This is a genomic window from Labilibaculum euxinicum (assembly GCF_009795715.1).
GTDB lineage: Bacteria > Bacteroidota > Bacteroidia > Bacteroidales > Marinifilaceae > Labilibaculum > Labilibaculum euxinus.
On record NZ_WTCR01000010.1, the window covers coordinates 120,349 to 134,590 of the forward strand.

Consider the following 14,242-nt stretch of genomic DNA (forward strand, 5'->3'; position numbering starts at 1 on the left):
ATTTACGTATTCAATTGCAGTTTACCTGATGGAAAAGAAATGTTTTTTTGATTTCTTATTGGCAAACATCAAACTCGTAACCCTGAAGCTTTAATTCATCGATCAGCCGGGGTACTGTAAAACGCATATTCGCCTCCGATTTCTGATGATTGTGGAACGATATTATGGAGCCTGGACGAACCGTTTTAAGAACATCTTTCAAACACTCTTCGGGAGTTATATCCTTCCGGTAATCCCCACTCAAAACATCCCACATAACAATCTTATACCCTGGCAGTAAATGTTTTGCCTGAGATCTTTTTATTTGGCCGTAAGGAGGCCGAAATAATTTTGAATTAATTAAATCGGAAGCCATTATTACATTCTCAAGATATAGTTGTGTATCAACAGACCAACCTTTTAAGTGATTGTAAGTATGATTTCCAACGGCGTGACCTGAAGACAGAATTTTCTGAAATAGCTCAGGATATTTATGCACATTCTCGCCTACGCAAAAAAAAGTAGCTTTTACATTCTTCTCCTTCAACATATTCAATGTCCACAAAGTAGATTCCGGAACAGGTCCGTCATCAAATGTCAGATAAACTTTTTTTGCTCCCGAATTATATCGCCAAATAAAGTCCGGAAATAAGATTTTAAATATCCCCGGCGCTCTCATCCATCTCAACTTCATCATCCCTTTTTATAGCTTTCTAATAATCTTTTAAATTCCAATTCAATTTTCCGACTCAATTCCTTCTGATTGTACTGATTTGTAATGCGGTACAATTCCTGCAATAAAGCCAGATCCCTACTCTTTAACCGATGAAATTCCGAAGTAGAAACCGGAGTTAGAGTCATATAATAATCTAATTCCTGTACCAATCGATCTGATATGGTTTGAATCATCTGATTGCCTTTTTCATCCTCCGCTGCACGATAGTAGGACTGAGCCATAAGAATAGCTAAATAATCGAAGGGTACCTTCTCATTAGGCACCAATTCAACACATTTATCCAGTACCTGAACTGCAGAATCTCTTTTTCCCTCATCCAGTAAACTTTCTGACAACCGCAGAAAATTATTTCTCATGTTGGTGCACAAACGCGAAGTTGTTTCATCGATATAAACATCCGGATGGTTCATATTTCCCCATTTGAACTTATTCATCAGATTGGTATACATTACATCCGTATTTACACCCCCTATCTGCATTTCCTCATTTTCAAATTTGATCGGTACCAATCGATAAGCAAAACCTTCCAAACGAAAATAGTCTTCTAAGCCATAATATCCGCTCGACGGAACTGTTATGGAAAAATAAACAGGTCGTTTCCAATTGTTTTGCACCAGCATATCGTAAAGAATTAAACCACCTTTATCCACGTAGTTTGTTTTCACTTCCCATTCCATTTGATTCACAATTTTTGCAGAATCTTTTTCGGAAAGAGTATTGGTCTTTACGACTTGCTCCTTATCAATTACAAGGCGAAATTTATTTGCCGGAAAATGATCAATCCGCTCATCGTATCCGTATATTTTTTTGGTACTTTCCTTTTCACTCGCAACATATTCTATCGCGTCTTTCAGATCCAATCCTCCATTCTTCTCAACGTAAGCCTTCAAACGCGGATCATCAAGAACATAAACAACATCGCGCTTACCCGCCAGATATTTTTCTTTAGTAAGAGAAATTGGTAAAGGATCGGAATCATAGTTCTTTTGTTTCATCTGATCGATGTACCAATCGGCGGTTAAATACATCAAATTACAAACGCGAACATCAGTTCTTACGCCTTCTACCTCCTGCAAATACCATAATGGAAAAGTATCGTTATCGCCCATTGTGAATAGTATCGCATTTGGGGCACACGAATTCAGATAATCGTAAGCCAAATCTCTTGCCACATATCGATCCGACCGATCATGATCGTCCCAATTTTGTTGCGCCAACAAAGCAGGAACTGCCAAAAGGCAAAGAGTGAATGCTGCAGGAATAGCGATCTTATCTTTTCGAAGCACTTTTTTAGAAACCTGCAGTACTGCAAGAAATCCTAAACCGATCCAAACAGCAAAGGCATAAAATGATCCCACATAGGCATAATCCCTTTCGCGGGGCTGCAATGGAGGCTGATTCAGATACACAACAATGGCTAATCCGGTTAATAAAAACAGCAAGAAAACGACAAAAAAGTCTTTCTTCCCGTTGGTACTTTTTTTGTACTGATAAAGTAATCCTGCCAAGCCCAACAAAAGCGGCAGAAAGTAATATTTATTATTCCCTTTATTATTGGTCATATGGTCTGGCCTCAGACTCTGATCTCCCAAACGATAATTATCTACGAATGGTATTCCGGAAATCCAGTTTCCATCAACAACACCACTATAGGATTGCCGGTCGGATTGACGACCGGAAAAATTCCACATAAAGTAGCGGATGTACATGTAATTAATCTGGTAACTAAAAAAGAAGTCCAGATTCTGCACAAAGCTCGGTTTTGTTTTCTGATCAGCCTTGAGTCCTGTCCATTTGGCATATTCTTCGGGGTTCCTACCTGTCATTCCCTTGGTATACATTCTAGGGAACACTGTTTTATAAGAACTGCTATAGTTTGGTTTCTTTGGCGTGTATGAAACTACATATTTCCCGTCTTTTTTAATGTAAACATCTTTGCCATCTACATAACTCTCCTTTTCATCATACGGAGCATTAAAATATTCGCCATACACCAAAGGATTATCGCCATACTGCTCTCTGTTTAAATAATAAAGTAAAGAAAACAGATCCTCAGGATTATTCTGATCCAAACCAGGATTTGCCGCCGAACGAATCATGATAAGCGAATAGGACGAATATCCAATTAGAACAACTGTTAGTGCAGTAAGCAATGTATTCAAGACCACTTTGCCATGAGAAATTGTATATCGAATACCGAATACAAGACCTGAAATCAGCAGAATAATAAATACATAAGCGCCTGAATTAAAAGGCAAACCAATTACATTTACAAAGAACAAATCAAAAACAAAAGCAAGTTTTACAACGCCTGGAATGATTACATACATTGCACCACCCAAAAGAAGCAAAGCAACACCCAAAGCTTTTAAAACTCCATTTCTGCTTGGTTCATACTTCTTAAAATAGTAAACCATTACAATGGCCGGAATTGCCAATAAATTCAGAAGATGAACTCCAATCGACAAACCCATAAGATAAGCAATCAAAATTAACCACCTGTTTGCATAAGCCTTGCCTTCTTCGTTTTCCCATTTTAAAACGCACCAGAAAACAACTGCAGTAAACAGTGAAGATGTAGCATAAACTTCTCCCTCAACAGCTGAAAACCAAAATGTATCGGTAAAAGCATAAGCCATGGCTCCAATAAATCCGCTGCCAATAATTGTCCATATCTGAGATTCTGATATTTTATCTCCTGCAACAACCAACTTTTTAGCCAAATGGGTGATTGTCCAGAATAAAAACAGAATGGTAAAAGCACTTGCCAAACCAGACATGGAATTTATCATGAGAGCAACATTCTCGGTACCCGAAGCAAACATAGAGAAAAAACGAGCCAACAGCAGAAAAAACGGAGCTCCCGGAGCGTGTCCAATTTCTAATTTATAAGCAGAAGTTATAAATTCTCCGCAATCCCAAAAACTAACTGTAGGTTCAAGGGTTAAAAAATAGACAACTGCAGCTATTGCAAATGATATCCATCCGACAATAATATTTGTTTTTTGGTACTTACTCATATATTATCAAAATAAAGGTTAGATTTTATGGTACAGACAGCGAAGTTACCACTTTTGACAAAAAGAATTGATTTGTATTATGTGAAAAAATCTTAACAGACTTTCGATATTTCAAGATCAACATAGTCGTCAATATTCTTTTTTACAAATGAACGCTTTGCATTAGTTTGTAGAAAGAAGAATTACTTTGATTTAAGAAATCAAAAAAACGACATAAAAAAATGGCTGTCTTTACATGAAGACAGCCATTTAAAGTTTATTATAAATCTTTTACTCCCCTGCAGCAGACTTAAAAAGCAGTTCGAATTTTAATTGTAAATCTTCCCTCAACTTAGTTTGCTCACCCATATCAGCTAAACCTAAAAGCATCTGCACAACCCGCACTTCACGCTCCTGTTCTGATCTAAAAGCATTGGCATGCTGAGGATCCAAACTTAAGAAGTAATTCATTTTATCGTATGATTGTTGTGCCACTTTCAACAGTAAAGCATTTGCTTTATCTACTGCATTTGCTCTGTAATACTCCTGAATGAATCCAATCAGTGTATTATCAACCGGTATTTTATTGGTTGGCAGTTCTTCCATACATCTATCCAAAATATCAATGGCTTTTTCTTTCTTTCCCTCGTCATTTAAAGCACTGGCCAATCGGCTGTAATTTGCTCTGAACGACATGATATTCACTGTCAAAATATGAAATTGATCAACGTATACATCCGGATCTTTTATCCCGCCAAAAGTGAATTTATTCATGTAATTATCATACAACAATTCTGTATTTACATGGCCAATACCATTTCGTTCCGGTTTTGTTTCAATTGGAACCAAACGATAAGCAGCACCTTCCAACTGAAAATATTTCTCTAAGCCAAGAAAGCTTTCAGTCCCCATTCCTACAGAAAAATAAACAGGGCGTTCCCAATTGTTATTTGCAATGATATCATAAACCATAATGTCATTTTTATACAAATAACTTCTCTTGATCTTCCACTCTAACTTGTCTACAATTAAATGAGCATCTTCGGGCTGAACAGTACCATTTGCAAGCACCTTAGCCGAATCAACAGGAATATAAACGTTTCTTCCAGGGAAATAATTAAGCTTTTTACCCGATTGGGTTTCTACTTTTGCGGCATCATTATCGCTTCCTACGAATTTTATCATTTCACTCAAAAGCTCTTGTCCTTTCAATCGCTCTACAACAGGAACCTGATCGCGAATACCTGGTTCAACTTTATCCGCAGTAAGCGACATAGGAATCAGATCTGAATCGTAGGCTTTTCGTCTCATCTGATTGATGTACCAATCGCCGGCAAGTAAACTCAAATTTACAATCCGGATGTCTCTTCGAATCCCTTCCACTTCCTGCGCATACCAAAGCGGAAAGGTATCGTTATCGCCATAGGTAAATAAAATAGCATCAGGTGCACAAGAATTTAGATAATCTTTTGCATAGGCCAAAGTAGCATGTCTTCCCGAACGATCATGATCATCGAAATTCTGCTGAGCCAATAATCCGGGAACGGCAATTAAACAAACTGCAGTAACTGCTCCTGCGGTAACAACAGATGGTCCTTTTTTACTCAACCATTGATACAAACCCATTACCCCAAAACCTATCCAAATGGCAAACGCGTAGAATGAACCGGCATATGCATAATCACGTTCACGTGGTTGATAAGGTGATTGATTCAGGTAAACAACAATTGCCAAACCTGTAAAAATAAAAAGCAACATCACCACAAAGAAATCCTGTTTGCCTTTTTTGCTCGATTTATAATGATAGAACAAACCTATTAAACCAAGTATAAACGGTAAAAAGAAGTAAGTATTTCTTGACTTTTTATTTGCCATTTCAGGATATAACTTATCCTGATTTCCAATTTTCATTTCATCGATAAAAGGAATCCCCGAAATCCAGTTTCCATTCAGGATATCGCCATGCCCCTGAATATCGTTCTGACGGCCTACAAAATTCCACATGAAATACCGCCAATACATGTGATTTACCTGATAGGTCAAGAAAAACCTAAGATTTGATCCAAAACTTGGTTTGTAAAGAGTCTCATCGCCAACCTGAATTGGATTGTTCTTTTTTACATCTCCCCAGTATTCATATTCATGAACATGATTGGCCCGGGAACTATACATTCTTGGAAACAAGGTATTGAAACGTGAATCGAATTTATATTCCTGTTTGTGCGATGCAATAACATATTTATCCTTATTATTTTTATCCTTTTTTTGAATGTAAACAGGACTGGTTTCAATCAGGTCAACTGCAGGAGCATTGTAATACTCTCCGTACACAAGAGGTCTGTCGCCATATTGCTCCCGATTCAAATAGGAAAGCAAAGCAAATACGTTATCCGGATTATTTTCGTCCATTGGGGGATTAGCCGAAGAGCGGATCACGATCATGGCAAAAGAAGAATAGCCAATCATGATCACCACAAAAGCTGTTACAATCGTGTTCAAAACCACCATTCCACGTTTAATGGAGAAGTTAATCAACCAAACTACAAGAGCAATAAGCACTACCGCATAAAACATTACACCAGTGTTGTAAGGCAAACCAAATTGATTTACAAATAACAACTCGAACCACGATGCAATCGTAATTACACCAGGAATAACCCCATACATAACCACTCCCAAAATAAGAACCGAAAGTAAAAATGCTCCTATTATTCCATTTCGGGTAGGTGTATATTTTTTAAAATAGTAAACAAATATAATTGCAGGAATAGCCAAAAGATTCAGCAGGTGAACACCAATCGACAATCCCATTAAATACGCGATTAAAATAATCCATCGGTTTGCATACTTCTCATCCGCAACATTTTCCCATTTCAGAATTGCCCAAAAAACAACTGCCGTAAACAGTGATGACAAAGCATATACTTCCCCTTCAACAGCCGAAAACCAAAATGTATCAGAAAAAGTATAAGCAAGCGCTCCAACCATTCCCGTTCCCATCACGGCAATTAAATTTCCTTTTGAGATTTCACCATTAGTTGTTACCAGTTTTTTGGCAAGATGTGTAATTGTCCAAAACAAAAATAGAATTGTGAAAGCCGATGCTAAAGCTGACATGGAATTCACTAGCAGGGCTACCTGAGACGGATTGGGCGCAAAAAGAGAGAAAAACCTCGCCATAATCATGAACAAAGGTGCTCCCGGCGGATGTCCAACCTCTAATCCGTAGGCGGTAGTAATAAATTCTCCACAATCCCACAAACTGGCTGTAGGCTCAATAGTAAACAAGTAGGTAAGTGCAGCAATGACAAAAGCCATCCAGCCTAACACATTATTAACCACATTGTAATTAGATTTCATCTTGTGTGTATTTTTGTTTATTATATTCGATATGCAGGATAATATTTTGAACGAAAATAGTCAATTTTAACAGTTCCCCCGAATTCTATCTGAAAATTTTACACTTTTTGTTTGAGCAAATAAAAAAAGTATTACATTTGCAGAGTTCTTTGCAAAAAGGACAATTATGATTGTCCCGTGGTGTAATGGTAACACACCTGGTTTTGGTCCAGGCATTTAAGGTTCGAGTCCTTACGGGACAACAATAAAAAAGCTTCGAAATATTTCGAAGCTTTTTTTATTTTATCCTTTATGTTTATTTTTCAACAATCCTCTCAAACTTAAAGCTACCCGAAATTCCCTGATCATCTAAACTATCTCCCTCAATTGTTGTCTCATTAATCAACATGCCATCCCAGGAATCCAATTCGTAACAAATATCAAAATCGGAGTGAATAACATCATACTCTATAGCTTTTAGTTGAATTCGATTAAGATTTATCTCTCCTTCCAATTTTTCCTGGATCATGAACGTCTCCTCATCTTCCACATTTTCAGAAAAAATGATTTTACCACTCAATTTTCTCCCGTTTTGAGTCAATAAAAGCTCTCCTTTTGCACTTCCATAGCCATAATCTTCCTCGTAAAGCCACTTTCCTGTTAATGATTCTATTTTTTTTTGCTCCATCTTTTCTACCCTTTCAAATTGACAATCAGAATAATTACAAATATATAACAACAACAACGAATAAAAGTCTGCAATATTTTTGCATTTTTTGGTTTTGCCTAACAAATATTTCTACTATATTTGCACCGTCTTAGTCAGAAATGACTGAACGGGAATTGACCCGTGGTGTAATGGTAACACACCTGGTTTTGGTCCAGGCATTTAAGGTTCGAGTCCTTACGGGTCAACACAAGCTTCTGATTTCATCAGAAGCTTTTTTTATTTTATGACGAAATCAGTAAAATCCTGATTCGGCAAATTACAAATAAAAACATCCTTCACTTTAGCCCAATCAGGTCCCTTTTTACACCACTCACAAAACAATTCAACACCCAAATCCATCCCAACAATTTCCGCATAAACCGTGCCATCCGGCTGATTTCGCACAAATCCCTTAACACCAAAACGCTTTGCAGCCTCCTTGGCATGATACCGAAATCCAACATTCTGTACCCTACCCGACACTTGTATGCTTACAGATTTCCATTCCATTTTGTTGCACTTTTAATGCAAGATAGAATTTTAAATGATGAATTTAGAATTAATAATTAAAACACTCCTCAGTCTATCATCTCCAGTAAAAAGGGAGAATTTCATTCTAAAATTTTAAGTCTTGCTTGATATTTCTACTTGGCCCCTTTTACTTTATCCTTAAACCTTGTTACTTTCTCCCCAGCACTTGGAACTTGATACTTGAAACATCTTTTTCTACTTTTGCCCCATGATCAATTATCACGAACCATTATTTAGACCGCCAAGCGAAGCTCATTCCCTAATTATTCAGGTTACATTAGGTTGTGCATGGAACAAATGTGCTTTTTGCGAAATGTACAGCAGTAAACAATTTCAAGCCCGTAAAGAGGAAGACATTTTTGCTGATATCCAAAGCATGTCTCCCTATTCAAACCATTACCGCAAGGTGTTTTTGGCAGATGGAAACGCGATGGTACTTTCTTTCGATAAGCTTTCGCGGATATTGGATCAGCTAAATACGACTTTCCCTCGACTAACCCGTGTTTCGGCCTACGCAATACCAAAAGACATAGAAGTAAAAACAGATAAAGAACTTCAAATTCTTGCTGAAAAAGGACTAAAACTACTTTATGTAGGTATAGAATCAGGAGATGATGAGCTTTTGAAGGCAATTGATAAAGGTGAAAATTTTGAAAGTACGAGTCGTGCCCTGCAGCGTGCCCGAAAAGCAGGCATTAAACTTTCGGTAATGATCCTAAATGGTTTGGGTGGCAAAATCTTTTCTCAGCAACATGCCCTTAACTCGGCCAAACTTATCAACAAAATTCAACCTGAATTCCTTTCAACCCTTGTTCTCAGCTACCCTTACGGCGAAGATCATTTCATAAAAAAATTTAAAGGTGACTTTATTCCTCTCAATACCATCGAGCTGATTGCCGAAATGAAAGTCTTTATCGGGAACCTGGAATTAAGCCAGTCTATTTTTCGAAGCGATCATGCTTCCAATTATTTGATTCTGCGCGGAAACTTCCCCCGCGACAAACAAGAAATGCTGAATCGTATCAATGGTGTTTTGGACGATCCGGCCAACGCGCAGTTGAGACCGGAATGGATGAGGGGATTGTAGTTCTCTTCAATTTGCCTCGCAATCAGACTATAAAAAACCTAAGAGAATTAATAAAGCTTGTAGAAATCAATTTCGTTTTACTTATTCGTTCAGTAATATATTTTAAGGGAACTAAAAAGGTTTATAAATGCACACAGAAATACCTTATAAAACACTCTTGCTGTGTTTTATAAAAGAAAGAGTCGGCAATAATTCAAAGATTACTTTATCACCATATAATTCTTCTTATTCTGCAATTTGCCCCAGTCTTTAGTATTCATCGACTGAATCATTTTTGTAGTTAAATCAACCACAACAAAATCCTCATCTCTTGAGAAAGAAAACAACTCTTTAATCATTCTTAAAATCTTCATAATCCGAGTATTATCATTTTTCTGATAACATAAAATTAAGAGGATTAAAGGACAAAATCAAGACCATTCAGGGCAATTTAATAATTACGTAATATGAGTTTCTAATAACGTATTTTCAGTTCACACTTACGTAATGTGAAATTACAATCTGATTCATTTTACTAATCTTTAAACTCTACGGTATCAAAAAAGAGATTCTTTTTATCAACTAAAAATTGCTTCATTCTTGAAGGACCTCCAATAGCAATCTGATAAATAAACTTTCCACGAAAGAAAAATCGTTTGTAGTAGGTATACTCATGCTCACCAACCAATTGTGTATAAACAATTTCCTTCCCTAACATTTTCTGATACGCTACGGAGTTTTCCGAAATTAAAATCGCATTTCCGGTTACCAAACTCCCCTCTTTCATTTCCTGATAATATTCCGAGGGATCGGAATAAGTAAAATCCAAACCTACCTCTGAAAAATCGGAAGCTACAACACCAAAAACCGTTGCCGCATCTTTATAACTAAAAACCTCTATTTTTATTCCATTCAGCTCCTTATCCTGAATAATCGGATTTTCGGGCAATTCAAAACTAATCTTTGATTTTTCCGATCCTGATCTTACCCAATCGCTTTGTGCGTATACAGCAGGTGCTGCAAGGTTAAGCAACACTAGTAAAACAACTATTTTTCTCATTTGATACATTTAAATCGAATTTTAGAATCTCAATTTTTGCAAATAAATTCATTAATTAATTCCGGGCAGTTCTATTCCCTTTATAGTTCTGTACAAATCCAAAGCAAAAACATCTGTCATTCCAGAAATAAAATCAAGAACAGACATAATTTTCTCGTAATCAGATTCGCCGTTCAAATTATACTGCTCAGGAATTAATGACAACAAGTTCCTGGAATAAAAATTTTCGGGTTCCAAAACGGCAGTAACAAACTCATCGAGCAAAGTTCCTAAAATTTTGTAACCGGCAAGTTCTATTTCCACAACTGAACGATGACGATAGATTCGTGAAACAGCAACCTGAGTGCATTTTTTATAGGCAAACAACGAAATTTCATTGATCTCTTTAATTAGACTTGATTGAAATTTACCTTCCATTATTAATTCATAATGATCAACAAACACACCTACACATTCCGAAATTAATTTCCCAATAACTCCTGCCCGTATGTATGCAATTTGCTCATTAATATCGGTAACCTCCTTACAGGTTTCATCAATTCGGTTCAGAATAGTTTTGTCCTTGTCCGGATGATAAAAACTCAACAACAAATCCTTTGTTTCTTCGGTGCTTAGTATCTTCAGCTTATGAGCATCTTCAATATCCATAATTTGATAGCAAATATCATCAGCAGCCTCAACCAAGTAAACCAATGGGAAACGGGCAAATATTCCTGATGACAATTCAGGAATCCCCAGCTCTTGGGCAATCACAAGGTAATCTGCCTTTTCAGCTTGAAAAAAACCATATTTTTTTTTCTTTACTACCTCAATCTTACTACTTTCCCAGGGATATTTAACAATAGATGCAATACTCGAATAAGTTAATGCAAAACCACCCTTTCGTCTTCCGTGAAATGCATGGGTTAACAATCGCAAAGCATTTGCATTTCCTTCAAAGTTGATCAAATCATGCCACTCATTCTGAGTAAATCTATCTTGCAAATTTTTCCCTTTCCCATCCGAAAAGAAATGAGATAATGCCTTCTCTCCCGAGTGCCCAAATGGTGGATTGCCCAAATCATGAGCCAAACACGCTCCGGCAACAATACTCCCAATTTCTTTAATTAAATGAGATTCATCAACCAAATCAAGCTGAATAAGCTTGTCGGCAAGTGCATTCCCCAATGATCGTCCTACGCTGGAAACCTCAAGGCTGTGAGTTAAACGGTTGTGTACAAAAATACTTCCAGGTAACGGAAATACCTGTGTTTTATTCTGTAAGCGACGAAAAGGAGATGAAAATATTAATCGATCATAATCGCGCTGAAACTGAGATCTGATATCTTTCTGCTGAACAGAAGAAAATTGGTCTTCCTGACCAAACCTTTTTGCTGATAGTAAGCTATTCCACTTCATTTTTTCAATTTATAGAACCTAAAATTACACTAATATTTGGCTTTGCTCTTATCCTTTGGTATTTATTCACATTTGTTAAGACAACTCACACTAAATTACTCACATAATACCAAAATTACCGTACATTATCGTACACTCAATGTAATATAAGTGGACACAAAACACAAATCTCCACAAACCATTTTACATGTAAAAATCTAAATATCAGCACAATTAACCCTATGGCACACCAATTGATAAACTAACAATAATTTGGGGTGAATATTTTCTTTGGTTATTTTATCGATTAAAACAAGACATTATCAGTTATAAATGCTGGTTTGTCGATAGGTAAACATGTTTGTCTAATTTTGTTTGCAATAAAATGTAATAACATTAATATTGTATACAGATTTATTTTTAATACCAACAGCTATTATGATTCGATTACAAAACATTCACAAATCGTATATTACCGGTACTAATAAACTTCACGTTTTAAAGGGGATTGATTTGCATATAAAAGAAGGCGAATTAGTTTCCATAATGGGATCGTCCGGGTCAGGTAAATCTACGCTTCTTAATATACTTGGTCTTTTAGACAATCATGATGAAGGAGTTTACACTCTTAATCAGGAAGAAATAAAAGCCATGAGTGAAACAAAAGCCGCTAAGCTTCGAAACAATCTACTCGGTTTTGTATTCCAGTCCTTTAATCTGATCTCATTTAAAAATGCCATGGAAAATGTGGCACTTCCATTGTATTACCAGAAGGTTGCCAGAAAAAAGAGGAATAAAACAGCTTTGGAGTATCTGGATAAAATGGGACTAAAAGATTGGGCTGAGCACATGCCAAATGAGCTTTCAGGTGGTCAGAAGCAAAGAGTTGCAATAGCCCGGTCAATAATCACACAACCAAAAATTATTTTAGCAGATGAACCAACTGGTGCATTAGATTCTGCAACCTCCGTTGAAGTGATGAATCTTTTAAAAGAAATTAATCAATCCGGTATCACAGTTATTATCGTAACACACGAAAATGATATCGCCCATATGACAGATCGGATTATTAATCTAAAAGATGGTAGAATCGAATCCATTATTGAGAATAATAAAATCAATAGTAAGGAAACTATCAGAGTTCCTCAGGAATAACCAAACTATCTAAACCTAAACGCCTAGAATAAAGCTATGTTCGACAGAGATAAATGGCAAGAAATATTTAGTACCATTAGTAAAAATAAAACCAGAACCGTTCTGACCGGTTTTTCGGTAGCAACAGGAATTTTCATGTTGATTTTTCTTTTGGGTGCAGGACGAGGTCTTAGAAATGGAATGACTTCAGTTTTTGCACAAGATGCAACCAACAGCATGCAAATATATGGTGGCAGAACAACCAAAGCATACAAAGGAACTCCCGAAGGAAAACGAATTCAAATGGTTAATGAAGACTATCTTGGGTTTAAAAAATCAATTGAAAAATTGGATGTAATTTCTGCAATGTCTTACATTCCCGGAGCTGAAATAATATCCTATAAAAACAATTACGGAAATTTTAATGTGTCTCCTGTTCATGAAACTTATAAAGAGATTAAAAATTTCGAAATACTTGAAGGACGATTTTTAAATGAAAAGGATATTAAGGAAAACCGAAAAGTTGTTGCCATTCAGGATGTTGTTAAGGAGGTTCTCTTCCCTAAAGAAACGGCAATCAATAAATTAATTAATATCAACAACATCAAATTTAAGGTAGTTGGTGTTTTTAATCAGCCAAGTTTCGATGATAATTCCAGAGAAATTTACATCCCGATTACTGTTGCTCAAAATATTTTTAACAACAACGATCACCTTCAAAGAATATCCTTTACACTAAACGATATTTCTGTAGATGAGAGTAAAAAAGTTGAGCAATTTATTACTTACCAAATGGCTAAACGACATGAATTTAGTCCAGAAGATAAGAATGCTCTTTGGATACAGAACAACATCGAAAATTCTCAGCAATTTGCGGGTCTTTTTAGCGCAATTGAAATGTTTGTATGGATTATTGGAATTTTCACTATTGCATTAGGAGTAATTGGTGTTTTTAATATTATGATGATTGTTGTTAAGGAAAGAACCAAGGAAATCGGAATTCGAAAAGCAATTGGGGCTTCTCCAAGCTCCGTAGTTGGACTGATATTAATGGAGGCAATATTTATAACAGCAGCCTCGGGATATGTCGGACTAATTGCCGGGGTAGGCTTACTCGAAGTAATCACCAAATTTGATCTTATCAACAAAATATACCCACCTGCAGCAATTTACTTTTTAAATCCACAGGTTGATTTAGGAATAGCTATAGGTGCAACCATTGTTTTGGTTGTAACCGGTGCTCTTGCGGGTTTTTTCCCGGCAAGAAAAGCCGCTTCAATCAGACCCATTGAAGCTTTAAGAGACGAATAAT

Annotated in this window: 11 protein-coding genes and 2 tRNA genes; 5 read left to right on the top strand and 8 right to left on the bottom strand. The window is 36.5% G+C overall.

The window, feature by feature from the left end:
- Positions 1–55: 55 nt before the first annotated feature.
- The 3 genes from GQR60_RS14050 to GQR60_RS14060 form a co-directional block, all read right to left on the bottom strand.
- The gene (locus GQR60_RS14050; protein ID WP_160463488.1) at positions 56–673 is read right to left on the bottom strand and encodes a polysaccharide deacetylase family protein; all 618 of its coding nucleotides are present in this window, start codon (positions 671–673) and stop codon (positions 56–58) included.
- Positions 673–3,735, bottom strand: coding sequence for a glycosyltransferase family 117 protein (locus GQR60_RS14055; RefSeq protein WP_124993545.1), 3,063 nt, complete (start codon positions 3,733–3,735; stop codon positions 673–675). The genes GQR60_RS14050 and GQR60_RS14055 overlap by 1 nt, the downstream gene beginning before the upstream one ends.
- Positions 3,736–4,005: 270 nt before the next feature.
- Positions 4,006–7,074, bottom strand: a complete 3,069-nt coding sequence (locus GQR60_RS14060) for a glycosyltransferase family 117 protein (protein ID WP_124993546.1) — start codon at positions 7,072–7,074, stop codon at positions 4,006–4,008.
- A 171-nt stretch (positions 7,075–7,245) separates the two neighbouring features.
- On the opposite strand from GQR60_RS14060, the gene GQR60_RS14065 reads away from it, so the two are divergent.
- Positions 7,246–7,316: transfer RNA gene (locus tag GQR60_RS14065), tRNA-Gln, on the top strand.
- Positions 7,317–7,369: 53 nt separating this feature from the next.
- Here GQR60_RS14065 and GQR60_RS14070 read toward each other — a convergent pair.
- On the bottom strand, positions 7,370–7,741 hold the full coding sequence (locus GQR60_RS14070; RefSeq protein ID WP_101310255.1) for a hypothetical protein: 372 nt from the start codon (positions 7,739–7,741) through the stop codon (positions 7,370–7,372).
- 156 nt (positions 7,742–7,897) lie between these two features.
- On the opposite strand from GQR60_RS14070, the gene GQR60_RS14075 reads away from it, so the two are divergent.
- A tRNA-Gln gene (locus tag GQR60_RS14075) sits at positions 7,898–7,968 on the top strand.
- Between the two features lie 31 nt (positions 7,969–7,999).
- On the opposite strand, the gene GQR60_RS14080 is transcribed toward GQR60_RS14075, so the two are convergent.
- Complete coding sequence (locus GQR60_RS14080; RefSeq protein WP_124993547.1) at positions 8,000–8,272, bottom strand: acylphosphatase; 273 nt, start codon at positions 8,270–8,272, stop codon at positions 8,000–8,002.
- Between the two features lie 229 nt (positions 8,273–8,501).
- Between GQR60_RS14080 and GQR60_RS14085 the strand changes: the two genes are divergently transcribed.
- Positions 8,502–9,380 (top strand): radical SAM protein, encoded by an 879-nt coding sequence (locus GQR60_RS14085; protein ID WP_124993548.1) that lies wholly within the window; start codon positions 8,502–8,504, stop codon positions 9,378–9,380.
- Between the two features lie 200 nt (positions 9,381–9,580).
- Here the strand turns inward: GQR60_RS14085 and GQR60_RS14090 are convergent, their stop codons facing one another.
- From GQR60_RS14090 to GQR60_RS14100, 3 genes are all read right to left on the bottom strand, one after another.
- Entirely contained in the window at positions 9,581–9,733 is a 153-nt protein-coding gene (locus GQR60_RS14090; RefSeq protein ID WP_154675807.1) for a hypothetical protein, read from the bottom strand.
- 161 nt (positions 9,734–9,894) lie between these two features.
- Positions 9,895–10,419 carry a hypothetical protein gene (locus GQR60_RS14095; RefSeq protein WP_124993549.1) on the bottom strand — a complete coding sequence of 175 codons (525 nt, stop codon included), beginning with the start codon at positions 10,417–10,419 and terminating at the stop codon, positions 9,895–9,897.
- Between the two features lie 51 nt (positions 10,420–10,470).
- The gene (locus tag GQR60_RS14100) at positions 10,471–11,817 is read right to left on the bottom strand and encodes a deoxyguanosinetriphosphate triphosphohydrolase (protein WP_124993550.1); all 1,347 of its coding nucleotides are present in this window, start codon (positions 11,815–11,817) and stop codon (positions 10,471–10,473) included.
- Positions 11,818–12,234: 417 nt separating this feature from the next.
- On the opposite strand from GQR60_RS14100, the gene GQR60_RS14105 reads away from it, so the two are divergent.
- Both GQR60_RS14105 and GQR60_RS14110 read left to right on the top strand, forming a co-directional pair.
- Positions 12,235–12,951, top strand: a complete 717-nt coding sequence (locus GQR60_RS14105; protein WP_124993551.1) for an ABC transporter ATP-binding protein — start codon at positions 12,235–12,237, stop codon at positions 12,949–12,951.
- 36 nt (positions 12,952–12,987) lie between these two features.
- Positions 12,988–14,241 carry an ABC transporter permease gene (locus tag GQR60_RS14110; protein WP_101310261.1) on the top strand — a complete coding sequence of 418 codons (1,254 nt, stop codon included), beginning with the start codon at positions 12,988–12,990 and terminating at the stop codon, positions 14,239–14,241.
- The last annotated feature ends 1 nt before the right edge of the window (position 14,242 follow it).